This window comes from Escherichia sp. WS1118 (assembly GCF_046487695.1).
GTDB classification, from domain to species: domain Bacteria; phylum Pseudomonadota; class Gammaproteobacteria; order Enterobacterales; family Enterobacteriaceae; genus Escherichia; species Escherichia coli.
In genome coordinates, this window is record NZ_JBJQIZ010000008.1 from 1 (window position 1) to 26,098 (window position 26,098).

24 protein-coding genes are annotated in these 26,098 nt (G+C 53.5%); 15 read left to right on the forward strand and 9 right to left on the reverse strand.

Annotated elements, in window-relative coordinates:
• Positions 1-933: 933 nt before the first annotated feature.
• Positions 934-1,230: a hypothetical protein gene (locus ACJHYO_RS14490; RefSeq protein WP_171865116.1), complete on the reverse strand. Its 297-nt coding sequence runs from the start codon at positions 1,228-1,230 to the stop codon at positions 934-936.
• 78 nt (positions 1,231-1,308) lie between these two features.
• On the opposite strand from ACJHYO_RS14490, the gene ACJHYO_RS14495 reads away from it, so the two are divergent.
• From ACJHYO_RS14495 to ogrK, 8 genes are all read left to right on the forward strand, one after another.
• Complete coding sequence (locus ACJHYO_RS14495; protein WP_001286717.1) at positions 1,309-2,499, forward strand: phage tail sheath protein; 1,191 nt, start codon at positions 1,309-1,311, stop codon at positions 2,497-2,499.
• A 12-nt stretch (positions 2,500-2,511) separates the two neighbouring features.
• Positions 2,512-3,030, forward strand: coding sequence for a phage major tail tube protein (locus tag ACJHYO_RS14500; RefSeq protein WP_001251408.1), 519 nt, complete (start codon positions 2,512-2,514; stop codon positions 3,028-3,030).
• 57 nt (positions 3,031-3,087) lie between these two features.
• A complete protein-coding gene (locus tag ACJHYO_RS14505) occupies positions 3,088-3,363 on the forward strand; it encodes a phage tail assembly protein (protein WP_001031303.1) in 276 nt (91 codons plus the stop codon).
• The gene (locus ACJHYO_RS14510; protein WP_000143830.1) at positions 3,360-3,515 is read left to right on the forward strand and encodes a GpE family phage tail protein; all 156 of its coding nucleotides are present in this window, start codon (positions 3,360-3,362) and stop codon (positions 3,513-3,515) included. Before ACJHYO_RS14505 ends, ACJHYO_RS14510 begins: the two co-directional genes overlap by 4 nt.
• Positions 3,508-5,955: a phage tail tape measure protein gene (locus ACJHYO_RS14515; protein WP_171865114.1), complete on the forward strand. Its 2,448-nt coding sequence runs from the start codon at positions 3,508-3,510 to the stop codon at positions 5,953-5,955. The genes ACJHYO_RS14510 and ACJHYO_RS14515 overlap by 8 nt, the downstream gene beginning before the upstream one ends.
• Positions 5,956-5,969: 14 nt before the next feature.
• Complete coding sequence (locus ACJHYO_RS14520) at positions 5,970-6,449, forward strand: phage tail protein (RefSeq protein WP_000978914.1); 480 nt, start codon at positions 5,970-5,972, stop codon at positions 6,447-6,449.
• Entirely contained in the window at positions 6,449-7,612 is a 1,164-nt protein-coding gene (locus tag ACJHYO_RS14525) for a phage late control D family protein (RefSeq protein WP_075591691.1), read from the forward strand. The genes ACJHYO_RS14520 and ACJHYO_RS14525 overlap by 1 nt, the downstream gene beginning before the upstream one ends.
• Positions 7,613-7,693: 81 nt before the next feature.
• Positions 7,694-7,912, forward strand: coding sequence for a prophage transcriptional regulator OgrK (gene ogrK / locus ACJHYO_RS14530; protein WP_000468308.1), 219 nt, complete (start codon positions 7,694-7,696; stop codon positions 7,910-7,912).
• Between the two features lie 272 nt (positions 7,913-8,184).
• Here the strand turns inward: ogrK and yegQ are convergent, their stop codons facing one another.
• The 8 genes from yegQ to mdtA all read right to left on the reverse strand — a co-directional run bounded on the left by yegQ (position 8,185) and on the right by mdtA (position 21,187).
• Positions 8,185-9,546 carry a tRNA 5-hydroxyuridine modification protein YegQ gene (yegQ, locus tag ACJHYO_RS14535; RefSeq protein ID WP_000476019.1) on the reverse strand — a complete coding sequence of 454 codons (1,362 nt, stop codon included), beginning with the start codon at positions 9,544-9,546 and terminating at the stop codon, positions 8,185-8,187.
• Positions 9,547-9,692: 146 nt separating this feature from the next.
• Positions 9,693-10,025, reverse strand: coding sequence for a YegP family protein (locus ACJHYO_RS14540; protein WP_001300972.1), 333 nt, complete (start codon positions 10,023-10,025; stop codon positions 9,693-9,695).
• 179 nt (positions 10,026-10,204) lie between these two features.
• Positions 10,205-10,927 carry a two-component system response regulator BaeR gene (baeR, locus tag ACJHYO_RS14545; protein ID WP_000137877.1) on the reverse strand — a complete coding sequence of 241 codons (723 nt, stop codon included), beginning with the start codon at positions 10,925-10,927 and terminating at the stop codon, positions 10,205-10,207.
• Positions 10,924-12,327, reverse strand: a complete 1,404-nt coding sequence (gene baeS, locus ACJHYO_RS14550; protein WP_000675178.1) for a two-component system sensor histidine kinase BaeS — start codon at positions 12,325-12,327, stop codon at positions 10,924-10,926. Before baeS ends, baeR begins: the two co-directional genes overlap by 4 nt.
• Complete coding sequence (locus ACJHYO_RS14555) at positions 12,324-13,739, reverse strand: MFS transporter (RefSeq protein ID WP_000130830.1); 1,416 nt, start codon at positions 13,737-13,739, stop codon at positions 12,324-12,326. Before ACJHYO_RS14555 ends, baeS begins: the two co-directional genes overlap by 4 nt.
• Positions 13,740-16,817, reverse strand: coding sequence for a multidrug efflux RND transporter permease subunit MdtC (mdtC, locus tag ACJHYO_RS14560; RefSeq protein WP_021531419.1), 3,078 nt, complete (start codon positions 16,815-16,817; stop codon positions 13,740-13,742).
• Positions 16,818-19,940 carry a multidrug efflux RND transporter permease subunit MdtB gene (gene mdtB / locus ACJHYO_RS14565; RefSeq protein ID WP_001197836.1) on the reverse strand — a complete coding sequence of 1,041 codons (3,123 nt, stop codon included), beginning with the start codon at positions 19,938-19,940 and terminating at the stop codon, positions 16,818-16,820.
• Complete coding sequence (gene mdtA / locus ACJHYO_RS14570; protein WP_000678976.1) at positions 19,940-21,187, reverse strand: multidrug efflux RND transporter subunit MdtA; 1,248 nt, start codon at positions 21,185-21,187, stop codon at positions 19,940-19,942. The genes mdtB and mdtA overlap by 1 nt, the downstream gene beginning before the upstream one ends.
• Positions 21,188-21,465: 278 nt before the next feature.
• Here mdtA and ACJHYO_RS14575 point away from each other — a divergent pair, with 278 nt between their 5' ends.
• The 7 genes from ACJHYO_RS14575 (at position 21,466) to yegI (ending at position 26,086) form a co-directional block, all read left to right on the forward strand.
• Complete coding sequence (locus ACJHYO_RS14575; protein WP_012767741.1) at positions 21,466-21,522, forward strand: type I toxin-antitoxin system Ibs family toxin; 57 nt, start codon at positions 21,466-21,468, stop codon at positions 21,520-21,522.
• Between the two features lie 271 nt (positions 21,523-21,793).
• Positions 21,794-21,850 carry a type I toxin-antitoxin system Ibs family toxin gene (locus ACJHYO_RS14580; protein ID WP_001386901.1) on the forward strand — a complete coding sequence of 19 codons (57 nt, stop codon included), beginning with the start codon at positions 21,794-21,796 and terminating at the stop codon, positions 21,848-21,850.
• Positions 21,851-22,121: 271 nt separating this feature from the next.
• Complete coding sequence (locus ACJHYO_RS14585) at positions 22,122-22,178, forward strand: type I toxin-antitoxin system Ibs family toxin (protein WP_100249772.1); 57 nt, start codon at positions 22,122-22,124, stop codon at positions 22,176-22,178.
• Between the two features lie 272 nt (positions 22,179-22,450).
• A complete protein-coding gene (ibsA, locus tag ACJHYO_RS14590) occupies positions 22,451-22,510 on the forward strand; it encodes a type I toxin-antitoxin system toxin IbsA (protein ID WP_010723109.1) in 60 nt (19 codons plus the stop codon).
• A 221-nt stretch (positions 22,511-22,731) separates the two neighbouring features.
• On the forward strand, positions 22,732-23,391 hold the full coding sequence (locus ACJHYO_RS14595; RefSeq protein WP_000003161.1) for a vWA domain-containing protein: 660 nt from the start codon (positions 22,732-22,734) through the stop codon (positions 23,389-23,391).
• Positions 23,388-24,149, forward strand: a complete 762-nt coding sequence (gene pphC, locus ACJHYO_RS14600) for a protein-serine/threonine phosphatase PphC (protein WP_000119048.1) — start codon at positions 23,388-23,390, stop codon at positions 24,147-24,149. The genes ACJHYO_RS14595 and pphC overlap by 4 nt, the downstream gene beginning before the upstream one ends.
• Positions 24,146-26,086, forward strand: coding sequence for a protein kinase YegI (yegI, locus tag ACJHYO_RS14605; protein ID WP_001335313.1), 1,941 nt, complete (start codon positions 24,146-24,148; stop codon positions 26,084-26,086). Before pphC ends, yegI begins: the two co-directional genes overlap by 4 nt.
• The last annotated feature ends 12 nt before the right edge of the window (positions 26,087-26,098 follow it).

A 26,098-nucleotide genomic window follows, 5' to 3' on the forward strand; every position in this document is an offset into this window, starting at 1 on the left:
CTGGCTGGCTGGCTGGCTGGCTGGCTGGCTGGCTGGCTGGCTGGCTGGCTGGCTGGCTGGCTGGCTGGCTGGCTGGCTGGCTGGCTGGCTGGCTGGCTGGCTGGCTGGCTGTGAAATCTAATGCAAATTTCACCCCTTTATATTCGAAGTCAATAACGAAGCAGTTTTCATTGTATAGCCATGTTTTTTTGATGTGGTCACGTAGTGTTGTTTTCTCAAAGAATCCAACTATATTTTCAGACATGGCAGTGATATCAGTTTTCATTATGCAACCTCTAACGTTAATAATGTTTATGAATATTCAGAATGCTATCTCATAACATGAAGCATTATATCTGAACATTGTGACATGATTTAATGAAGTCATCAGCACATCATGCTGCAATGCATTGCAGTATAACTAACACGAGGGATTGTTTGCATGGTGATAGTTTTGTTGGTGATAAAATCAGCATAATTAAATATGTTGGCGTACATTTTGAACATTTTTAAGCAAAGCAAATTATAAGTATAAAAATAGTTAATGTGAAGTTGTACTCATGTAAAAAGCCCCGCATTCTCTCGAAGGCGGGGAAGATTTGAAAATTAATGGTACAAATTGACGATTTCATATTCTATTCTGTATTAGAATAAAAGTGAATATAATTATTTATTTTAGGTGATTTTTTAAAAAAAGCCCGTGGAAGCAACGGGCATAAAACGCGGAATTGATTAAGATCTGTATAATTTAATTTTCTGATTCTATCATGCATATCATTCACAGTGAAGTTGGTAATTTAGTAAAACTAGTGATAATGCCACTCGGTTTGATAACAAGAGAAACCACAGCGTGGTTTCGTCGAACAGTTTATGAAGGATATTCCCCCCAAATATACACTCGCTTTGTGCTGTAGCAGCGCAGATGCTGGTTGCTATTCTTACCGGGAACTGGGCTTACAAGGCAATAGTAGTGTGACATTCTTCATCGCGCACGTGCATATCCTGGCTGAAAATCGATGGATAGAAAATATCCGCAAAGGGAAGCGGAGCAGCATACCGTGGTGGGGGGCACATGTATGGGGTGTTGGAAGTCTGATGGATTTCTTTGTACCAGACAGCTTGTATTTTCATCTTTTCTTTGTTTCTTTGCAGGTAATTATGAGTAGCAACAAATCCTGAATGGCTGGGTATACCGCAATAAATAGAGGCGGGCAAGTTGCCCACTTTTTCTTTATCTGTTGTTTCATCCACTGCCCAGCCAGGTCAAATAGCGTCTCATGCTTCGCACAACAGAAAATAGTTGCACCCATTAACCACGGAGTTAAACGGATGAGTGACTATCATCACGGCGTGCAGGTGCTGGAGATTAACGACGGCACCCGCGTCATTTCCACCGTATCCACCGCCATTGTTGGCATGGTCTGCACGGCCAGCGATGCGGATGCGGAAACCTTCCCCCTCAATAAACCGGTGCTGATCACCAATGTGCAGAGCGCGATTGCAAAGGCCGGTAAAAAAGGCACGCTGGCGGCATCGTTGCAGGCCATCGCTGACCAGTCAAAACCGGTCACCGTTGTCGTGCGCGTGGAAGACGGCACCGGCGACGACGAAGAAACGAAACTCGCGCAGACCGTTTCCAATATCATCGGCACCACTGACGAAAACGGTCAGTACACCGGACTGAAAGCCCTGCTGGCGGCGGAGTCGGTAACCGGTGTTAAACCGCGTATTCTCGGTGTGCCGGGACTGGATACCAAAGAGGTGGCTGTTGCACTGGCATCCGTCTGTCAGAAGCTGCGCGCTTTCGGGTATATCAGCGCATGGGGCTGTAAAACCATTTCCGAGGTGAAAGCCTACCGCCAGAATTTCAGCCAGCGTGAGCTGATGGTCATCTGGCCGGATTTCCTCGCATGGGATACGGTCACCAGTACCACCGCCACCGCGTATGCCACCGCCCGTGCGCTGGGTCTGCGCGCTAAAATCGACCAGGAGCAGGGCTGGCATAAAACGCTGTCCAACGTCGGGGTAAACGGTGTTACCGGCATCAGCGCCTCTGTATTCTGGGATTTGCAGGAGTCCGGCACCGATGCTGACCTGCTTAACGAGTCAGGCGTCACTACGCTGATTCGCCGCGACGGTTTCCGCTTCTGGGGTAACCGTACCTGCTCTGATGACCCACTGTTTCTCTTTGAAAACTACACCCGCACCGCGCAGGTGCTGGCCGACACGATGGCTGAGGCGCACATGTGGGCGGTGGACAAGCCCATCACCGCAACGCTGATTCGCGATATCGTTGACGGCATCAATGCCAAATTCCGTGAGCTGAAAACAAACGGCTATATCGTGGATGGCTCATGCTGGTTCAGCGAAGAATCCAACGATGCGGAAACCCTCAAGGCCGGAAAACTGTATATCGACTACGACTATACACCGGTGCCTCCTCTCGAAAACCTGACCCTGCGCCAGCGTATTACCGATAAATACCTGGCAAATCTGGTCACCTCGGTTAACAGCAATTAAGGAGCCTGACCGATGGCAATGCCGCGCAAACTCAAGTTAATGAACGTCTTTCTGAACGGCTACAGCTATCAGGGCGTCGCGAAGTCCGTCACGCTGCCAAAACTGACCCGTAAGCTCGAAAACTATCGCGGTGCGGGGATGAACGGCAGCGCACCGGTAGACCTCGGCCTTGATGACGATGCGCTGTCAATGGAGTGGTCGCTCGGTGGCTTCCCGGATTCGGTTATCTGGGAGCTTTACGCCGCAACCGGCGTGGATGCCGTGCCGATTCGTTTTGCAGGCTCTTACCAGCGCGACGATACCGGCGAAACGGTGGCCGTCGAAGTGGTCATGCGTGGCCGTCAGAAAGAAATCGACACCGGTGAGGGTAAGCAGGGAGAAGACACCGAGTCGAAAATCTCCGTGGTCTGCACCTATTTCCGGCTGACGATGGACGGTAAGGAGCTGGTCGAAATTGACACCATCAACATGATTGAGAAGGTGAACGGCGTCGACCGGCTGGAGCAACACCGCCGCAATATCGGCCTGTGATTTTCATCCGGTCAGCCAGGCTGACCGGTTAACCCCCGATTCAGAAGTGAGAAAACCATGAACAAAGAAAATGTGATTACCCTGGACAATCCGGTCAAGCGTGGTGAGCAGGTCATCGAACAGGTCACGCTGATGAAACCCAATGCCGGGACGCTGCGCGGTGTCAGTCTGGCTGCGGTCGCAAACTCCGAAGTCGATGCACTGATTAAAGTGCTGCCGCGCATGACGGCACCGATGCTGACCGAGCAGGAAGTCGCCGCGCTGGAACTGCCTGACCTTGTGGCGCTGGCCGGTAAGGTGGTCGGTTTTTTGTCGCCGAACTCGGTGCAGTGACGTTTCCGAAAAATCTGTCGGTCGATGACCTGATGGCGGATGTGGCAGTGATATTTCACTGGCCGCCATCAGAACTGTATCCCATGAGTCTGACCGAACTCATCACATGGCGCGAAAAGGCGCTCCGGCGAAGCGGAAACACGAATGAGTAACAATGTAAAATTACAGGTATTGCTCAGGGCTGTTGACCAGGCATCCCGCCCGTTTAAATCCATCCGCACAGCGAGCAAGTCGCTGTCGGGGGATATCCGGGAAACACAAAAATCACTGCGCGAGCTGAACGGTCAGGCGTCCCGTATTGAGGGATTTCGCAAGACCAGTGCGCAGCTCGCCGTGACTGGTCAGGAACTGAAAAAAGCCAGACAGGAAGCCGCAGCTCTGGCTGTCCAGTTTACAAATACTGAACGACCGACAAATGCACAGGCAAAGGCAATGGAAGCCGCGCGTAAAAACGCGTCTGAGTTACAGGCGAAATATAACAGCCTGAGATTGTCGGTACAGCGCCAGCGTCAGGAATTGAGTCAGGCGGGTATTAATACCCGTAATCTGGCGCATGATGAACGAGGGCTGAAAAATCGTATCAGCGAAACCACCACACAGCTTAACCGTCAGCGTGATGCGCTGGCGCGTGTCAGTGCGCAACAGGCAAAACTTAATGCAGTAAAACAGCGTTATCAGGTCGGAAAGGAACTGGCCGGAAATATGGCCTCGGTGGGCGCTGCCGGTGTGGGTATTGCGGCGGCGGGAACGATGGCCGGAGTTAAGCTGCTGATGCCCGGTTATGAGTTTGCGCAGAAAAACTCAGAATTACAGGCCGTGCTCGGTGTGGAAAAAGACTCTGCCGAAATGGCCGCGCTACGCAAGCAGGCGCGCCAGCTCGGCGACAATACCGCCGCCTCGGCAGATGATGCAGCCGGTGCACAGATTATCATCGCGAAAGCGGGTGGGGATGTTGATGCCATTCAGGCGGCAACGCCGGTCACGCTGAACATGGCGCTGGCGAACCGCCGCACGATGGAAGAAAACGCCGCCCTGCTGATGGGGATGAAATCCGCCTTTCAGCTTTCAAACGATAAGGTCGCTCATATCGGGGATGTTCTCTCCATGACGATGAACAAAACCGCCGCCGATTTTGATGGCATGAGCGATGCGCTGACCTATGCCGCACCTGTGTCAAAAAATGCTGGTGTCAGCATTGAAGAAACCGCCGCAATGGTCGGGGCGCTGCATGATGCAAAAATTACCGGTTCAATGGCGGGGACGGGAAGCCGTGCCGTGTTAAGCCGCCTGCAGGCACCGACGGGAAAAGCATGGGATGCACTGAAAGAGCTTGGCGTGAAAACCTCAGACAGTAAGGGAAACACCCGGCCAGTATTTACCATTCTGAAAGAAATGCAGGCCAGCTTTGAGAAAAACCGGCTCGGTACTGCCCAGCAGGCTGAATACATGAAAACTATTTTCGGGGAGGAGGCCAGCTCAGCCGCCGCCGTGCTGATGACTGCCGCCTCAACCGGAAAGCTGGACAAACTGACCGCTGCGTTTAAAGCCTCAGACGGGAAGACCGCCGAGCTGGTAAATATCATGCAGGACAACCTAGGCGGTGACTTTAAAGAGTTTCAGTCCGCTTATGAGGCGGTGGGGACTGACCTGTTTGACCAGCAGGAAGGCGCACTGCGTAAGCTCACGCAGACGGCCACAAAGTATGTGTTAAAACTCGACGGCTGGATCCAGAAAAACAAATCACTGGCGTCAACCATCGGACTTATTGTCGGTGGTGCACTGGCACTGATTGGTGTCATCGGTGCCATTGGCCTCGTAGCCTGGCCGGTTATCACCGGCATCAATGCCATCATCGCGGCAGCAGGCGCAATGGGGGCAATCTTCACGACGGTTGGCAGTGCTGTTATGACCGCCATCGGAGCGATTAGCTGGCCGGTTGGGGCCGTGGTGGCCGCCATTGTCGCCGGGGCGTTGCTTATCCGTAAATACTGGGAGCCTGTCAGCGCATTCTTTGGCGGTGTGGTGGAAGGGCTGAAAGCGGCATTTGCGCCGGTGGGGGAACTGTTCACGCCACTTAAGCCGGTGTTTGACTGGTTGGGCGAAAAGTTACAGGCCGCGTGGCAGTGGTTTAAAAACCTGATTGCCCCGGTTAAAGCCACCCAGGACACCCTGAACCGTTGCCGTGACACGGGCGTCATGTTCGGGCAGGCACTGGCTGACGCGTTGATGCTGCCGCTTAATGCGTTCAACAAACTGCGCAGTGGTATTGACTGGGTACTGGAAAAACTCGGTGTTATCAACAAAGAGTCAGACACACTTGACCAGACCGCCGCCAGAACTCATGCCGCCACGTATGGCACCGGTGGTTATATTCCGGCGACCAGCTCTTATGCAGGCTATCAGGCTTATCAGCCGGTTACGGCACCGGCTGGCCGCTCTTATGTGGACCAGAGTAAAAACGAATATCACATCAGTCTGACGGGCGGTACTGCGCCGGGGACTCAGCTCGACCGCCAGTTACAGGATGCGCTCGAAAAATATGAGCGGGATAAACGTGCGCGCGCCCGTGCCAGCATGATGCATGACGGTTAAGGAGGTGACGAAAAATGATGCTCGCGTTAGGTATGTTTGTTTTTATGCGCCAGACGCTGCCACACCAGACCATGCAGCGTGAATCAGATTATCGCTGGCCGTCAAATTCCCGTATCGGTAAACGGGATGCCTACCAGTTTCTCGGCGTTGGTGAGGAAAACATGACGCTTGCCGGTGTGCTTTATCCCGAACTGACCGGCGGCAAGCTGACGATGACCACGCTCAGACTGATGGCAGAGGAAGGCCGGGCGTGGCCGTTGCTGGATGGCACAGGCATGATTTACGGCATGTATGTCATCAGCAGGGTGAGTGAAACAGGGAGTATTTTCTTTGCAGACGGCACACCCCGGAAAATTGATTTTACGCTGTCACTCACCCGCGTGGATGAATCACTGGCCGCGCTTTATGGCGATATCGGTAAACAGGCAGAATCGCTCATCGGTAAGGCTGGCAGTATGGCGACTAAATTCACGGGGATGACGGGGGCGGAATAATGCTGGATGCGCTGACATTTGATGCAGGCAGTACGCTGACGCCGGATTACATGCTGATGCTCGACAGCAGGGATATTACCGGCAATATCAGCGACCGTCTGATGAGTATGACCCTGACGGATAACCGGGGCTTTGAGGCTGACCAGCTTGATATTGAACTGAACGATGCCGACGGGCAGGTCGGGCTGCCGGTTCGTGGCGCTGTCCTGACGGTGTATATCGGCTGGAAAGGTTTTGCCCTGGTATGCAAAGGGAAATTCACCGTTGATGAGGTTGAACACCGGGGCGCACCGGATGTGGTCACCATCCGCGCCCGGAGTGCAGATTTTCGCGGGACGCTCAATTCCCGCCGTGAAGGCTCATGGCATGACACCACGCTCGGTGCGATTGTTGAGGCGATAGCCTCCCGTAACAGGCTGGAAGCCAGTGTCGCGCCGTCACTGGCAGGAATTAAAATCCCGCACATCGACCAGTCGCAGGAGTCTGATGCGAAATTCCTGACCCGTCTTGCTGAACGCAACGGCGGTGAGGTGTCGGTAAAAATGGGAAAACTGCTGTTTCTCAAAGCGGGGCAGGGGGTGACGGCCAGCGGTAAAAAAATCCCGCAGATTACCATCACCCGCAGCGACGGCGACCGTCATCATTTTGCGATTGCTGACCGCGGAGCCTATACAGGCGTAACGGCAAAGTGGTTACACACCAAAGACCCGAAACCGCAAAAGCAGAAGGTAAAACTGAAACGCAAAAAGAAAGAGAAACACCTGCGCGCACTGGAGCACCCGAACGCGAAACCGGTCAGGCAGAAGAAAGCGCCTAAAGTACCGGAAGCGCGTGAAGGTGAATACATGGCCGGTGAGGCTGACAACGTTTTTGCCCTGACCACGGTATATGCCACGAAAGCGCAGGCCATGCGCGCCGCTCAGGCGAAGTGGGATAAGCTGCAACGGGGCGTTGCGGAGTTCTCCATCAGTCTGGCTACCGGTCGTGCTGATATTTACACGGAAACACCGGTTAAAGTGTCAGGCTTTAAGCGCGTCATAGACGAGCAGGACTGGACAATCACTAAGGTGACACATTTTCTGAATAATAGCGGCTTCACGACGTCCTTGGAGCTTGAGGTCAGGCTTTCTGATGTGGAGTACGAAACAGAAGATGATGAGTGATGTTTTTATTTTATCTGTTTGTTTTATAAGGATAAATTAACTAAAATGGCACCATCAACAAAACCGGAAGAGGTGCTCGCGATGTTTCATTGTCCTTTATGCCAGCATGCCGCACATGCGCGTACAAGCCGCTATATCACTGACACGACAAAAGAGCGTTATCACCAGTGTCAGAACGTGAATTGCAGCGCCACGTTCATCACTTATGAGTCGGTACAGCGATACATCGTGAAGCCGGGAGAAGTCCACGCCGTAAGACCGCACCCGTTGCCGTCAGGGCAGCAAATTATGTGGATGTAATTACAAACAGGAAGCCCCTCAGTCGAGGGGCTTTTTTGTCGATGTGGTCAATGTGTGGACGTGACCAGAAATAAATCCTTTTATTTCATTGTATTATGCGTAAAAAATAAGCCCGTGTAAGGGAGATTACACAGGCTAAGGAGGTGGTTCCTGGTACAGCTAGCATTTTATGGGTTATGTTTTTCAGCGAAACGGATGATAACCTTAATAAATGCAGCTGTATGTGATCGGTTTCTAAGAATTTTCCATCCGGGAAAAATAATCGAAATTAATCACTTACCGTGGGGGTTACGCGTGGTTTCCCCGGAGAAATTACGCATCAGCAGCGCGTAATTTAGCTCAAGATCCTGCGGCACCGGGAGCCACACAGTATAACCATCGCCTGGTGCGACCGGCATTGCTTCACCTTTGGCGTTTTCCATGTGCTCAAGGGTAAAGTTAATGTTGCCTTGCGGCGTCATCAGCTCAAGGCTGTCGCCAACGGAGAATTTATTTTTCACCGCTACCGCCGCGAGCTCCCCCTTGCGCTCACCGGTAAACTCACCAACAAACTGCTGACGGTCAGAAACCGAATAACCGTATTCGTAGTTCTGATAATCGTCGTGGGTATGACGACGCAGGAAACCTTCGGTATAGCCACGATGCGCCAGACCTTCCAGAGTTTCCAGCAGGCTGGTATCGAACGGTTTGCCCGCAGCGGCGTCATCGATAGCTTTACGGTAAACCTGCGCGGTGCGTGCGCAATAGTAGAAAGATTTGGTACGGCCTTCGATTTTCAGCGAATGCACGCCCATTTTGGTCAGGCGTTCAACATGGGCGATGGCGCGCAGATCTTTCGAGTTCATGATGTAAGTGCCGTGCTCATCTTCAAACGCGGTCATATACTCGCCCGGACGCTGGGCTTCTTCGATCATAAACACTTTGTCGGTTGGCGCGCCGATACCCAGCGTCGGCTCAACATTTTGCACCGGAATCGGCTCGTACTTGTGTACGATGTTGCCGACGTCATCTTCTTTCCCTTCCTGGACGTTATACTCCCAGCGGCAGGCGTTGGTGCAGGTGCCCTGGTTCGGGTCGCGCTTGTTGATATAGCCAGAGAGCAGGCAGCGACCGGAGTAGGCCATGCACAGCGCGCCGTGAACGAAGATTTCGATCTCCATATCCGGCACCTGATTGCGGATCTCTTCAATCTCTTCCAGTGACAGTTCGCGAGAGAGGATCACGCGGGTCAGACCCATTTGCTGCCAGAATTTCACCGTCGCCCAGTTTACGGCGTTAGCCTGTACCGAGAGGTGGATTGGCATTTCCGGGAAGTGCTCACGCACCAGCATAATCAGCCCTGGATCGGACATAATCAGCGCATCCGGCCCCATTTCCACCACCGGTTTCAGGTCACGGATAAAGGTTTTCAGCTTGGCGTTGTGCGGTGCAATGTTGACCACGACATAAAACTTTTTCCCCAGCGCGTGGGCTTCATTGATGCCGAGCTGAAGATTTTCGTGGTTGAATTCGTTGTTGCGCACACGCAGGGAGTAACGCGGCTGGCCCGCATAAACAGCATCTGCGCCATAAGCGAAAGCGTAACGCATATTTTTCAGCGTTCCCGCCGGGGAAAGGAGTTCCGGTTTAAACATAATTCTCTCGTTCTGATGACAGGTCAGAGCCGCTTCACCTGATGAAGCGGTTAGGGGAGTGCCCCCACTTTAAGGGCGGGCATTGTAGCGCTGTGGGGGTAACTGGTAAAGCGCCGGACGCCAACAACCTACGCCCGGCATCGTAATTACGTATTGTCTTTCACCGTCTGGCTTGTGCCATTTACTTTAACGGAGGCAATTCCGGTTTCACGAGATTGCGCGGTGGCATACATCTGGCTGGAGCCGATAATTTGATGATTGGCGGCTTTCAGATTGAAATAGAATTTGCCATTGCTTGCCGTTTTTTTCTCATAGCGTTCTTCTTGCGGGCTGTTGCTACGCACCGACGCGATGCCCTTTTCCGCAGAGGCTTTTGAGGTATACAGCTCGCTGGTGAGGATAGTCTCACCATTGCCCGCTTTTAGCACAAACCGGAACTGATTATCACTGCTCTTACTGAGTTCAAACCAACCAGCCATAATGACTCCTTGATTGAAATTGCGTATCGAAAACAGCATCTAAAGGTACTGTTTGCCAATTAAAGTATGAGCGATTTTCTGGTGCCTGCCAGGGCGGAGAGATAATGTCAGTTTGCTGACCATGCGTGGGATAATGTTGCCGGATCTGGTCTGAAGGCCATCTCCGGCAGGTAAAAATGTTAAACGATGCGGCAGGCGTCGGCTTCCCAGCGGTAACCGACGCCGTAAACGGCGCGGATAAATGACTGTTCGGCGTCGAGAGATTCCAGCTTGCGGCGCAGGTTTTTAATGTGGCTGTCGATGGTACGGTCGGTTACCACGCGGTAGTCGTCATAAAGATGGTTCAGCAACTGCTCGCGGGAGAACACTTTTCCTGGTTCATGAGAGAGCGTTTTCAGCAGACGAAATTCTGCAGGCGTCAGGTCAAGCATTTTACCGCGCCAGGAAGCCTGAAAACGACCTTCGTCGATAATCAACGGGCTTTCAGCATCCTGTTGCTGCAACTCACGCTGCGGTTTGCAACGGCGCAAAATGGTTTTGACGCGCGCTACCACTTCCCGTGGGCTGTACGGCTTGCAGATATAGTCATCTGCGCCAATCTCCAACCCCAGCAGGCGGTCGATCTCTTCGATTTTTGCCGTCACCATCACGATCGGAATGTCAGAAAAACGACGAATTTCCCGGCACAGCGTCAGGCCATCGGTGCCAGGGAGCATCAGATCCAACAGGATCAGATCCGGTGGTGTCTGGCGCACATATGGCAGTACCTGATCGCCGTGGCTAATCAACGTTGGCGCATAGCTCGCAGCACGCAGATAATCAATGAGCAACTGCCCCAGCTTCGGTTCATCTTCCACGATCAAAATACGCGGTGTGTTTTCGTCGATTGGTAACTCGGTCATACTTCTCTCTGTAAATCCCGTTCCAGCGGTAACTCTACTGTAATGCTAAGCCCGCCAAAAGGCGAATGGGCGGCAATAATGCGGCCGTTATGTGCTTCAACAATGTTCAGGCAAATCGCCAGCCCCAGCCCGGAACCACCGCTGGCGCGGTTGCGGGAACCTTCGGTGCGATAAAAACGTTCAAACAATTTTTGTAGCTGATCGTCACTGACACCCGGCGCACTGTCGGCAAAGGTCAGGCGCACCGTTTTGTCGTGCTGTTCGGCAGAGATTTTCAGGCTGCCGCCGCTGTCAGTGTAGCGCAGGCTGTTTTCCAGTAAGTTATTGAACAACTGCATTAAACGATCGCGATCGCCAAATACGGTAATACTGTCTGGCAGGGAAAATTGCAATTTCAGGCCACGGCTGGCGAATCGTTCGCGAAATGCGCCTCCCGCCACTTCCAGCAGTGGGATCAAATCTACCGGTGCTTTTTGATAGGCGAGAGCGCCTTCATCAGACATAGACAATTGATGGAGATCGTCAACCAGTTTTGTCAGCGTACCGACTTCTGCCTGTAAAGAAGCCAGCGTCTCCGGCGTGAATTTACGCACACCATCCTGAATGGCTTCCAGTTCGCCGCGCAGTACTGCTAAAGGCGTGCGCAGTTCATGAGAAATATCGGCCATAAAATCGCGGCGCATCTGCTGGTTTTTCTCCAGTGTGCTGGCGAGTTGATTGAAATCCTCTGCCAGTCTGCCCAACTCATCTTCGCTGGTGGGGGCTACGCGAGTAGTGAAATCACCCGCTGCCAGTTTGTGCGTGCCATCCACCAGTCGTTTTACCGGAGCCAGCAAACCGCGCGCCAGTGGGAATGTCGCCAGCGCCGCTAATAAGGTAGATAAAGCCACAATCAGCCAACTGGTTTGCCGCTGTTGTCTGTCAAAATTGATATCAGTATTACGGGTCAGTCGTTCAACAGGGGAGGCGATCACCGCGCCAACTTCCGCACCATTGACCATAATGGGCCGCCGTGTGCCGTCGGGTGGAACCGGTGCTCGCGGGCCAACCAGCACTTTATTATTTTGATCAACCACCCAAAATTGCGTGCGCCAGCCGTGTGGTGGCATACCGGGGCCGGGCTTATCTTCGTTGTTATCATGCTCCAGTGAACGTAGGATCTGAAATACAAAGCGATCGTTATTACGCAGGAAGCGCCAGTTCCCGTGCTGGGCGTACTGCTCACCAAGCGCATCGCCGAGCATTTGCAGCCGTTGTTCATTACCATGCTTGATGTAATCGATAAAGCCGCGCTCAAAACTGATACGTACCGCCCAGTGCATCGTGATCAATAAGACAATGCAGGTGGCGAAAATCGCCAGAAACAGTTTGCCGGTAATACCGGGTCGCCAGAACTTCATTGCGCGCTCCTTTTTCGCCGTGAAATAGCCACATTTTGATGCGTATCGCTCGGCACTCTGGCAAAGACAAACGCCGGAAGGGCGATGATAAACGCCATGCTAAGCCAGGTGTACATAAAGACGGTTTGTGTGGTGCCGCTGTCGACGCTGACATGCTGCGAACCAAAAAGCCCCAGCAACAGCCCGGCGATGGTGACGCCAATACTCATCGACAATTGCATAATCATCGACAGCAAACTGTTGCCGCTGCTCGCCAGGTTGTCCGGGAGATCTTTCAGCGTCAGGGTGTTCATGGAGGAGAAACGCGTCGAGTTGACCATTCCTTGTAAAAACAGGACGAACGGCAAAACGTAGTACCAGCCCAGCAGAGCGGTAGTCATAAACAACAGGGTGACCAGCGACAGGCCCAGCGTGGTCGCCACCAGTACCCAACGATAACCAAAGCGATTCACTACCTGTACCACAATTCGCTTCATTCCCATGCTGCCGAGTACCATCGGGATCATCATCAGTCCGGCATGAAACGGCGAGAAACCGAGACCAATTTGCAGGAAAACCGGTGTCATAAAGGGCAACATGCCACTGCCAATACGTCCGGCAAAGCTCCCCGCCAGGCCCAGCGAAAAGGTACGAGTGCGGAACAGTTTCAGACTGAACAGGGCGCGGTTGTTATTTTGGGCGTGCAGCAGATAAAGCACCAGTGCTACCACGCCAACTGCGACCAGGCCAGCAATCGCCAGCGGCGAGAAACCTGTACCTTTACTGCCGTCCAGCGCCAGAGTTAAGACCGCCATGCCAACCGCCAGCAACAGAAAGCCGGAGAGATCAAAGCGCCGCGTCTGCATGGTGTAGTTCGGCATTAACATCAGTGTGGCGATCGCGCCAATAATCCCCACCGGAATGTTGATCAAAAAGATCCAGTGCCACGATGCGTACTCCACCAGCAGACCGCCGAGCGCCGGGCCAAGCAGCGGCCCGATCTGACCGGGCAGCGTGACAAAGGTCATCGCCGCCATATATTGCTCGCGCGGTACGATTTTCATCACCGTCAACCTGCCGACCGGCACCATCATCGCGCCGCCAACGCCCTGTAACGCGCGTGCCAGCAACAGTTCGTTCAGCGTGCCGGAAAGCGCGCAAAACAGTGAACCGAGAGTAAACAGCACGATGGCGGTAAAGAAAATATTGCGCACGCCGACTTTGTCCGCCAGCCAGCCGCTGGCGGGCAGCATCACCGCCACGGTCAGTACATAAGAGACAATGACCATGTGCATATGCAACGGACTTTCCCCGAGGCTTTGCGCCATTGAGGGAAGCGCGGTGTTAACGATGGTGGTGTCCAGCGACTGCATAAAGAAGCCGAAAGCCACAATCCACAATTGCCAGCGGGTGCTGTCGGGAAGATCTGTCATTTACTCGGTTACCGCTTGTTTAGGTTTACGCGAAAAACGCAGTCGCAGACGGTCGAAAAAGAGATACACCACCGGCGTGGTATACAGCGTCAGAAGCTGGCTCATGACCAGACCGCCGACAATGGTGATCCCCAATGGTTGGCGCAACTCCGAGCCGTCACCGCCCGACAATACCAGCGGTAGCGCACCAAACAGCGCCGCCAGGGTAGTCATCATGATCGGGCGAAAACGCAGCAGACAGGCCTGGAAAATAGCTTCCTGCGGCGTCAGGTTACCGTGCCGTTGGGCTTCAAGCGCAAAATCGACCATCATAATGGCGTTTTTCTTCACGATGCCGATTAATAACATGATCCCTATCAGCGCAATTAGGCTGAACGGGGCATTGAACAGCTCCAGCGCCAACAGCGCTCCGACGCCCGCCGAGGGTAGGGTGGAGAGAATCGTCAGTGGATGCACATAACTCTCGTAAAGGATACCCAGTACGATATATACCGTGGCGATGGCGGCGATAATCAGGATCACCTGTGAGTTCATCGTCTCCTGGAACACTTGCGCTGTTCCGGCAAAACTGCCGCGCACCGTCGAAGGCACACCAAGCTGGGTCATTGCGCGATCGATCGCCGCACTGGCGTCCGAGAGCGATTTCCCGGTCGGCAGGTTGAACGAAATGGTCGAGGCCGCCGATAATCCCTGATGATTCACCGACAGTGGAGCGTTCGCCGGTTGCCATTTAGCGAAATATGACAGCGGGATCGCTTTTCCTTCGTTATTGATAACGAACATTTTTTCCAGTGCACTGATGTCCTGGGTATAGCGCGGATCCACTTCCATCACCACTTTGTACTGGTTCATCGGCTGGTAAATGGTCGAGATTTGCCGCTGACCGAAGGCGTTATTTAACAGGCTGTTGGCGGCTTGCACGTCAATTCCCAATCGCGCCATAGTGTCGCGATCGTAAATAAGGTTCATCTCCGCGCCATTATCTTCCTGATCGGAGTTAACATCAGCCAGCTCTGGCAATGTCGCCAGTTTTTTGCGGATTTTCGGCTCCCATTCGCGCAGTGCCGCCAGGTCGTCGGATAACAACGTGTACTGGTAACTGGCGTTAGCCTGACGTCCGCCAACGCGAATATCCTGTACCGCCATCAGGAACAGATTCGCTCCCGGTTCTTTCGCCAGTTTTTTACGCAAGCGATCGATAATCTGTTGGGCCGTTTCGCTCCGCTCGCCGCGTGGTTTAAGGGTGATAAACATCATTCCACTGTTCACCCGTGAACCGCCGGTAAAGCCGGTGACATTATCCACCGCCGGATCGTCACGGATAATTTTCATGAAGTCCTGCAACTTACCGCGCATCGCCTGAAACGAAATACTCTGGTCAGCCTGTATCCCGCCCATCAGTACGCCGGTGTCCTGCTCCGGGAAGAAGGTTTTCGGGATCGAGATATACAGCCAGATATTCAGCGCAATGGTGCCAAGCAGCACCACGCCCACCAGACGGGTATGATTGAGCACCCATTTTAGCGACTTGCCGTAGCCTTGTTGAAGAGCAACCAACATGCGACCAAAGCCACGCAGTCGCTTTTGCTCGCGCGGCTTGCTGGCTTTTAGCATCCAGCCGCACATCATCGGCGTTAACGTCAGGGAAACCAGCAGCGAAATACCAATGGCGACAGAAAGCGTCACGGCAAACTCGCGTAACAGGCGACCCGGCAATCCGCCCATCAACAGCAGCGGCAGGAACACCGCCACCAGTGACAGACTCATCGACAGCACCGTAAAGCCGACTTCACGAGTACCTTGCAGCGCGGCCTGTAGCGGTTTCATCCCCGCCTCCAGATGACGGGCAATGTTTTCCAGCACCACGATGGCGTCATCCACCACAAAGCCAGTGGCGATGGTGAGCGCCATTAACGAAAGATTATTGAGACTGAAACCACACAGGTACATCGCCGCAAACGTACCAATCAGCGAAACCGGCACCGCAACGGCGGGAATAATGGTGGCGCGACCCGAACGCAGGAACAAAAACACCACCAGAATCACCAGCGCCACCGAGATAATCAGCGTCTGCTCAACCTCTTCCAGCGACGCGCGGATAGTAGGGGAGCGATCCTGGGCAATTTGCAGATCAATCGCCGCCGGAATGGTGGATTGTAATTCCGGCAGACGGGCGCGGATGCTGTCTACCGTCTGGATAATATTGGCTTCCGGCAGCTTGCGGATCATCAGCAAAATAGCCGGTTTGGCGTTGGTCATCCCGGCGTTACGTACATCTTGTACAGAGTCGGTCACCGTCGCCACATCGCCCAGACGAACCGCGCCGCCGTTGTTGTAATGAATAATCAGCGGCTGATATTCAGCGGCGGTTTTCAGTTCATCGTTAGTCTGGATCTGCCAGCGGTGAGTATCATCTTCCAGCGCCCCCTGCGGTTTACGTACGTTGGCATTGCTGATGGCGGTGCGCACATCGTCCAGCGACACGCCCTGATTAAACAGCGCTTGCGGGTTCAGCCCGACGCGTACGGCGGGCAGCGAGCTGCCGCCAACATCGACATCACCGACACCGTCGATTTGCGAAATCGTCGGAGCCAGCTGTGTCGAGGCGAAATCGTACAGTTCACCCTGCGAATAAGTATCGGATGTCAGCGTGAGGATCATAATTGGCGCATCCGACGGGTTCGCTTTGCGATAGGTCGGACGGCTGGGCATCCCGCTGGGTAGCAGACTTTGCGCGGCGTTGATCGCCGCCTGCACATCGCGCGCTGCGCCGTTGATATCCCGGTCAAAATCAAACTGCAAAATAATGCGCGTGCTGCCGAGCGAACTGCTGGAGGTCATTTCGCTGACTCCGGCAATGCGCCCAAGTGAGCGCTCCAGCGGCGTGGCAACGGAAGACGCCATTGTTTCTGGTGACGCACCGGGCAGCGAGGCGCTGACCATGATCACCGGAAAATCGACCTGCGGCAGCGGGGCGACTGGCAGCATACGGAAACCCAGTATGCCGCACAGGGTAATGGCGACCGACAGTAAAATCGTCGCCACCGGGCGGTAAATGAAGAGGGCAAAAAACTTCACTTACGCCTCCTCTTCATGACGGGCAAAGCGGCTTTTGGTCCACAATGCCAGACGGTCGAACAGCAGATAAATCACCGGCGTGGTAAACAGCGTCAGCACCTGGCTGACAATCAGACCGCCGACCATGCCGATACCTAACGGACGACGCAGTTCCGCGCCGACCCCGGTACTCAACATCAGCGGCAGCGCACCAAGCAGAGCCGCCAGAGTGGTCATCAGGATCGGACGAAAACGCAACAGACAAGCCTGGTAAATAGCTTCGCGCGGCGACATGCCTTGCTCGCGCTCAGCAGCCAGCGCGAAGTCGATCATCATGATGGCGTTCTTCTTCACGATACCGATCAGCAAAATAATGCCGATAATGGCAATCACATCCAGTTCGCTACCGGCAATCATTAACGCCAGCAGCGCGCCGACCCCTGCGGTGGGTAGCGTCGAGAGAATGGTGATCGGGTGAATAAAGCTCTCGTACAGAATGCCGAGCACGATATACATCGCCACCACCGCCGCGACAATCAGCCAGACCGTGCTGCCCAGCGCCGACTGGAAGGCGAGGGTGCTGCCCTGGAACTGCGTGGTGATATCCACCGGCAGATTCAGCGTCTTCTCTGTGTCCATAATCGCCTGCACCGCATCGCCCAGCGAATAGTTATCCGGCACGTTAAAGGAGATAGTCGTTACCGGGAACTGATCCAGATGGTTGATGGAAAGCGGCGCAAAACGCTGCTCAATTTTGGCAATTGAGCTTAACGGCACCACGCCACCGTCGCTGCTGGTCAGGCGAATGGTATCCAGCGCCGCGAGGCCTGGGGTATTTTCGGTGTTGTGTTCCAGTACCACGCGATACTGGTTAGCCTGAGTATAAATAGTGGAAATCAGTCGCTGACCAAACGCGTTGTACAGGGCGTTATCGACATCCGCCATGCTGATCCCCAGGCGGCTGGCGCTGTCCCTGTCGACATTGACATACGCCACCAGCCCTTTGTCCTGCCAGTCGCTGGAGACATCAGAAAGCTGTGGCAGCTGCTGGAGTTTTTCCATCAACTGTGGCACCCAGGTACTGAGCGCATCCAGTGACGTGGCCTGCAAGGTAAACTGGTACTGGGTGCGGCTGACCTGAGTATCAATAGTCAGGTCCTGCGTTGGTTGCAGGAAGAGATCGACGCCCGGCACTTTATCCACCGCCGTTTGCAGACGGGCGATGACTTTTTGCACCCGGTCATCTCGTTCATCCAGTGGTTTGAGATTGATCTGTAAACGCGCACTGTTCAGCGACGGGTTAGTGCCATCAACGCCAACAAATGAGGTCAAACTTTGCACTGCCGGATCCTGCAAAATCACGTCCGCGACCTGGCGTTGCCGCTGGGCCATATTCGCAAAGGAGCTGGATTGCGGTGCCTGCAAAGTGCCCTGAATAATGCCGTTGTCCTGCACCGGGAAGAAACCTTTCGGAATGAATACCCACAGCAGCACGCTAAGCAGCAGCGTGCTGAGCGCCACGCTTAAGGTCAGCCACGGATGATTCAGCACTTTCGCCAGTCCACGACCATAGGCGGCGATTATCCTGTCGAACATTTTCTCCGAGGCACGGGAGAAGCGGTTCTGTTTACGCAGCGACTCCTGGCTGAGCATCCGCGCGCACATCATCGGTGTCAGGGTCAGCGACACCACCGCCGAGATCAAAATCGCGACTGCCAGGGTAATAGCAAATTCGCGGAACAGTCGCCCGACGATATCGCCCATAAACAGCAAGGGGATCAACACCGCAATCAGCGAGAAGGTCAGCGAGATAATGGTAAAGCCGATTTCACCCGCGCCTTTGAGCGCCGCCGCCAACGGTTTTTCGCCTTTTTCGATATAGCGGGAAATGTTCTCGATCACCACGATGGCGTCATCGACCACAAATCCGGTGGCGATGGTTAGTGCCATCAGCGTCAGGTTATTGATTGAAAAATCGAGAAACACCATGACCGCGAAGGTGCCGATTAACGACAGCGGCACTGCGACGCCGGGAATGATGGTCGCCGGAATATTGCGCAAAAACAGGTAGATAATCATGACTACCAGCGCGATAGCCATCATCAGCTCAAACTGGGTATCGTCGACCGATGCGCGGATATTGGTGGTACGGTCAGAAAGTACCGTCACCTTCACCGATTTCGGCAGACTCTCGGTGAGCTGTGGTAGCATCTGCCGGATGCTGTCGGCGGTGGAGATAATGTTAGCACCGGGCTGGCGCTGAACATTCATCACAATGGCCTGTTCTTTGTTCGCCCACGCGCCGAGCCAGCTGTTTTCTGCTCCTTGCTCTACAGTAGCGACATCGCCAAGACGAATTGGTGCGCCGTTCTGATAAGCGATAATCAACTGACGATACTCTTCTGCCGATTGCATCTGGTCGTTCGCGGAAAGCGTGACCGCGCGAGAAGGGCCGTCAAGGCTCCCTTTCGCTGAGTTAACGTTCGCGCCAGTAATAGCGGTGCGCACACTTTCGCTGGTCAGGCCGAGAGCGGCAATTGCCTGAGCGTTGAGTTTTACGCGTACCGCCGGACGCTGCCCGCCGGAAAGTGTGACCAGCCCTACGCCGGAAATCTGCGAGATTTTCTGCGCGACGCGGGTTTCCACCATATCTTCCACCTGCGTCATCGGCATGGCGGTTGAGGTGACAGCGAGCGTCATGATCGGTGGATCTGCCGGGTTCACTTTGCTGTAAACCGGCGGGTTAGGCAGATCGCTCGGTAGCAGGTTGGTCGCAGCGTTAATCGCGGCCTGCACTTCCTGCTCGGCGACATCCAGCGGCAATGTTAGCTGGAACTGTAAAGTGATAACTGACGCACCGCCGGAACTTTGCGACGACATCTGTTTCAGGCCAGACATCTGCCCGAACTGGCGTTCGAGCGGCGCGGTAACGGCAGAGGTCATGACATCCGGGCTCGCACCTGGATAAAGCGTGACCACCTGAATGGTTGGATAGTCCACTTCCGGCAGCGCCGAAACGGGCAGGGCGCGATAACCGATAATCCCGGCGAGTAAGATCGCCACCATCAGCAGCGTGGTGGCGACAGGACGCATAATAAACAGGCGCGACGGGCCGCCTGTGCTGCTCGGGGGTAACACCTGCATCAGGAGCGTGCTCCTTTTTTCGCGTATTCGCGGCTGGTGGCTTTCTCTTCCGGAGTAGTGGCGCTCTGGGCTTCCACCACTTCCACTTTCGCCCCTTCGGTCAGGCGATCAATTCCGTCCGTCACTACGCGGTCGCCCGCAGAAATACCTGCGCGGATCACCACTTTCTGACTGTCCTGAATGCCCGGTGTCACCAGATGTTTGCTGACTTTGTTTTCGCTATTCAGTACCCAGACAAAATGGCCTTCGTTGCCCATTTGCAGAGCGGCGGTGGGGATCACCACGGCGTTTTGTTCGGTGTCGACTAACATGCGCGCGTTAACAAACTGATTGGGAAACAGCGCATCATCCTGATTATTAAAGCGTGCTTTCACTTTAATCGTACCGGTAGTGGCATCGATTTGGTTATCAAGGCTTAACAGCGTGCCTTCACTTAACTTCTTCGAGTTGGTGCGATCCCAGGCTTCTACCACCAGCGGTTTTCCGGCTTTTTGTGCCTGTACAACGGTGGCGATATCGCTTTCCGGCAGAGTAAAGACCAGATCGATAGGATGTGTTTGGGTGATCACCACAATCCCGGTGGTGTCGCCACTGGAGATTTGGTTACCAACATCAACCTGCTTGAGACCAACGCGACCATCAACTGGTGCGGTGATACGGCTCCAGTCGAGTTGCAATTGCGCGCTGGCGACGCTTGCTTCATCAGCCTTAATGGTACCTTCGGTTTCACTGACCAGCGCTTGTTGGGCATCCAGTTCCTGACGAGATACGAGATTGGTTTTTGCCAGTTGTTGATAACGCGCCAGGTCACGGCGGGCGTTGGCGAGCGTGGCTTTATCTTTTGCCAGTTGGCCCTGGGCTTGTGCTAATGCAACTTTGAACTGGCTTGGGTCAATTTCTGCCAGTAAATCGCCTGCTTTGACCTGCTGGCCTTCCTGGAAATGTAACGCCATCAATTGACCGTCCACGCGGCTGCGCACCGTAACAGTATTAGCGGCGGTAATGGTGCCAAGCCCGGTGAGGTAACGCGGAACAGCCTGTTCTACTGCGGTCGCCGCCTGAACCGGAGCTAATGGGCCGGCACGCATACCACGGCGACCACCCGCTGGCGATTGCTGCGCTTGTTTCGTCGCCCCTGGGGTTGCACTCTGGGAGTCATTGCGGCCTTGCCAGAACCAGAATGCGGCGATGGCGGCGATAACCACCACGATTACGATTACCCAACGGGATTTATAACTGCCTTTCATCGTTAAGAGTTTCTCTTCCTGAAACGTTTCGCGGAATGATACTAGTGTAGCCAGCCAATAAGGGAGAAAAATGGAGGAATTATGAAACACTGTCGGGAATCGTCTGAATGGCGGGCACATTTGCGAGCACGCATCCAGTAATAACACATGAAACTATTTTATCTACGCGTTAGCGATAGACTGCTTGCATGGCGAAAGGAGATAAGCCGACGATTTCAGCGGGACGCTGAAACGGGAAAGCCCCTCCCGAGGAAGGGGCCATAAATAAGGAAAGGGTCATGATGAAGTGGATCATCATCGTGGTGCTCTTAGTCATAAGCTTCCCGGCTTACTAAGACTACCAGGGCGGGGGAAACCCCGCTCAACCCTCATTCCTGAAAGTATGCCTTCACGGTCCAATTGTCAATCCGCAGACTTTGCAGTCTGCGATCCTGCCAGCAAATATTCTTTGCGAGTCGTTACGCAATAATCACACTTGAAACTATTTTATCCGCAAGTCAGCGATAGACTGCATACAGGGCGAAAGGAGGTAAGCCGACGATTTCAGCGGGACGCTGAAACGGGAAAGCCCCTCCCGAGGAAGGGGCCTTAAATAAGGAAAGGGTCATGATGAAGCTACTCATCATCGTGGTGCTCTTAGTCATTAGCTACCCAGCATACTAAGACTACCAGGGCGGGGGAAACCCCGCTCTACCCTCACTCCTGAAAGTATGCCTTCACAATCAGATTGTCAATCCGCAGGCTTTGTAGTCTGCGATCCTGCCAGCAAATATTCTTTGCGAGACGTTACGCAATAATCACATGTAAAACTATTTTATCTGCAAGTTAGCGATAGACTGCTTGCATGGCGAAAGGAGGTAGGCCGCCGATTTCAGCGGGACGCTGAAACGGGAAAGCCCCTCCCGAGGAAGGGGCCTTAAATAAGGAAAGGGTCATGATGAAGCTACTCATCATCGTGGTGCTCTTAGTTATTAGCTGGCCAGCTTACTAAGACTACCAGGGCGGGGGAAACCCCGCTCTACCCTCACTCCTGAAATTATGCCTTCACGATAAGATTGTCAATCCGCAGGCTTTGTAGTCTGCGATCCTGCCAGCAAATATTCTTTGCGAGTCGTTACGCAATAATCACAGAGGAAACTATTTTGTTCACGCGTTAGCGATAGACTGCATTCAGGGCGAAAGGAGGTAAGCCGACGATTTCAGCGGGACGCTGAAACGGGAAACCCTCTCCCGGAGAAGAGGGCTTTTAATAAGGAAAGGGTTATGATGAAGCACGTCATCATACTGGTGATACTCTTAGTGATTAGCTTCCAGGCTTACTAAGAACACCAGGGGGAGGGGGGAAACCTCTCCCTAACCCTCACTCCTGAAATTATGTCACTCCGCCCTTAGTGTCAATCGACGGCTCTCCGTTCTTGCGAGGCGAATAGCAAAATTTTCTGCGCCGCCGGGCCTAATTCTGAAAGTTTCTTCGTTTGCTCTTATTTCATTATTGCAATCGGTATGATACCGGACCTCAATAATTCTCTAAGAAAGGATTTCTTATGAGCGAACAAATCACGTTTGCCACCAGCGATTTTGCCAGTAACCCAGAACCACGTTGCCCCTGCATTTTGCTGCTGGATGTTTCTGGTTCTATGAACGGTAGACCCATTAATGAACTTAACGCCGGATTGGTTACCTTTCGCGATGAGCTACTTGCCGATTCGCTGGCCTTAAAAAGAGTGGAACTCGGCATTGTGACGTTCGGCCCGGTGCATGTGGAACAACCCTTTACCAGCGCCGCTAATTTTTTCCCGCCCATCCTGTTTGCCCAGGGCGATACACCAATGGGCGCTGCCATTACCAAAGCCCTGGATATGGTTGAGGAGCGGAAACGTGAATATCGTGCCAATGGTATTTCCTATTATCGTCCGTGGATTTTCCTGATCACCGATGGCGCACCAACCGATGAGTGGCAGGCTGCCGCCAACAAAGTGTTTCAGGGGGAAGAAGATAAGAAGTTTGCCTTCTTTTCCATCGGTGTACAGGGGGCGGATATGAAGACGCTGGCCCAAATCAGCGTCCGTCAGCCTTTGTCTCTGCAGGGATTACAATTCCGTGAACTGTTTAGCTGGTTATCCAGTTCGCTGCGTTCGGTTTCCCGCTCCACGCCGGGAACGGAAGTTGTGCTGGAAGCGCCAAAAGGCTGGACGTCAGTGTGAGTTGGCGTCTGGTCTATGCATCAGCCGTTGGAACGTCGCACATCAGCGCTGATTTGCCTTGCCAGGATGCCTGCCAGATGCAGGTTGCCTGGCTAAATGACCAGCAGCCATTATTGTCGGTATTTGTCGCTGATGGCGCAGGCAGCGTCTCGCAGGGTGGCGAAGGTGCGATGCTCGCCGTCAATGAAGCGATGGCTTATATGTCGCAAAAAGTGCAGGGCGGGGAATTGGGGCTTAATGATGTCCTCGCAACGGACATTGTGCTGACCATTCGTCAGCGACTTTTTGCCGAGGCGGAAGCCAAAGAATTAGCGGTTCGCGATTTTGCCTGCACGTTTTGGGGATTGATTTCATCAGCTAATGGCACCTTGATTATGCAGATTGGCGATGGCGGCGTGGTGGTAGATTTGGGTCACGGTTTGCAACTGCCGCTCACGCCGATGGTGGGTGAATATGCCAATATGACGCACTTCATTACCGATGAAGATGCCGTTTCCAGCCTGGAAACTTTCACCAGCACTGAGCGTGCGCATAAAGTTGCAGCATTTACGGATGGTATTCAGCGACTGGCGTTAAATATGCTGGATAATTCTCCGCATGTGCCTTTCTTTACCCCGTTTTTCAATGGACTGGCGTCAGCAACGCAGGAACAACTCGATTTATTACCTGAATTGTTAAAGCAGTTTTTGTCCAGCCCGGCGGTAAACGAGCGTACGGATGATGATAAAACGTTGGCACTGGCTATGTGGTTACCATGAAACCCACTTTATATACTGCTACTGGTGAGTGCGTTACGCCAGGCCGTGAACTGGGCAAAGGCGGCGAAGGTGCGGTTTATGATATCGAGGAGTTTGTCGATAGCGTCGCCAAGATTTATCACACGCCGCCACCCGCCTTAAAACAGGACAAACTTGCCTTTATGGCTGCGACAGCTGACGCGCAGTTGTTGAATTATGTCGCCTGGCCGCAGGCAACGCTTCACGGTGGACGAGGCGGAAAAGTTATCGGTTTTATGATGCCAAAAGTTTCTGGTAAAGAACCGATTCATATGATCTATAGCCCGGCACATCGTCGCCAGAGTTACCCTCATTGTGCGTGGGATTTTCTACTCTATGTTGCGCGCAATATTGCTTCATCTTTTGCTACTGTTCATGAGCACGGGCACGTCGTGGGTGACGTAAACCAGAACAGCTTTATGGTAGGTCGCGACAGCAAAGTGGTGTTGATTGATAGCGACTCCTTTCAGATTAATGCCAATGGTACACTGCATTTATGCGAAGTCGGCGTGTCGCATTTTACGCCGCCAGAGCTGCAAACCATGCCATCATTTGTCGGCTTTGAACGCACAGAAAATCACGATAATTTTGGCCTTGCGTTGCTGATATTTCACGTCTTGTTTGGTGGGCGGCATCCTTATTCCGGTGTACCGCTTATCTCTGATGCGGGTAATGCGCTGGAGATGGATATTGCCCATTTCCGTTATGCCTACGCGTCAGATAATCAGCGACGTGGTTTAAAACCGCCGCCACGATCGATTCCGCTGTCGATGTTACCGGGCGATGTTGAAGCCATGTTTCAGCAGGCATTCACGGAAAGTGGCGTGGCAACCGGGCGTCCGACGGCAAAAGCGTGGGTAGCGGCACTTGATTTACTACGCCAACAGTTAAAGAAATGTACCGTTTCGGCAATGCATGTTTACCCCGCTCATTTGACTGACTGCCCGTGGTGTGCGCTGGATAATCAAGGCGTTATCTATTTTATTGATCTCGGTGAAGAGGTCATTACCACCGGCGGTGATTTTGTGCTGGCGAGAGTCTGGGCGATGGTGATGGCATCAGTAGCACCGCCAGCATTGCAACTGCCATTACCCGATCATTTCCAACCGACTGGCAGGCCGCTTCCTTCAGGCCTGTTACGGCGCGAATACATCATTCTGATTGAGATCGCACTGTCAGCGTTATCGCTGTTGCTTTGCGGCCTTCAGGCAGAACCGCGTTATATTATTTTGATTCCTGTGCTGGCGGCTATCTGGATTATTGGCAGCCTGACAAGCAAAGCGTACAAAGCAGAAATCCAGCAACGCCGTGAGGCGTTTAATCGCGCGAAAATGGACTATGACCATTTAGTCAGCCAGATCCAGCAGTTGGGCGGGCTGGAAGGTTTTATCGCCAAACGGGCGATGCTCGAAAAAATGAAGGACGAAATTCTCGGGTTACCGGAAGAAGAGAAACGCGCTCTGGTAGCACTTCACGACACCGCAAGGGAACGGCAGAAGCAGAAGTTTCTGGAGGGATTTTTTATTGATGTTGCCTCTATTCCCGGCGTTGGCCCTGCGCGTAAAGCGGCGTTACGGTCCTTTGGTATTGAAACAGCAGCGGATGTTACCCGACGGAGCGTTAAGCAAGTAAAAGGTTTTGGTGATCATCTGACCCAGGCGGTTATCGACTGGAAAGCGAGCTGTGAACGCCGTTTTGTGTTCAGGCCGAACGAAGCGGTAACGCCTGCAGACAGACAAGCGGTAATGGCAAAAATAGCCGCCAAACGACATCGGCTGGAATCGGCGCTGACTGTCGGTGCGACAGAGTTGCAGCGATTCCGCCTTCATGCGCCAGCACGGACCATGCCGTTGATGGAACCGCTACGTCAGGCGGCAGAAAAACTGGCTCAGGCGCAGGCAGATTTAAGCCGTTGCTGAGCCATTTTTCAA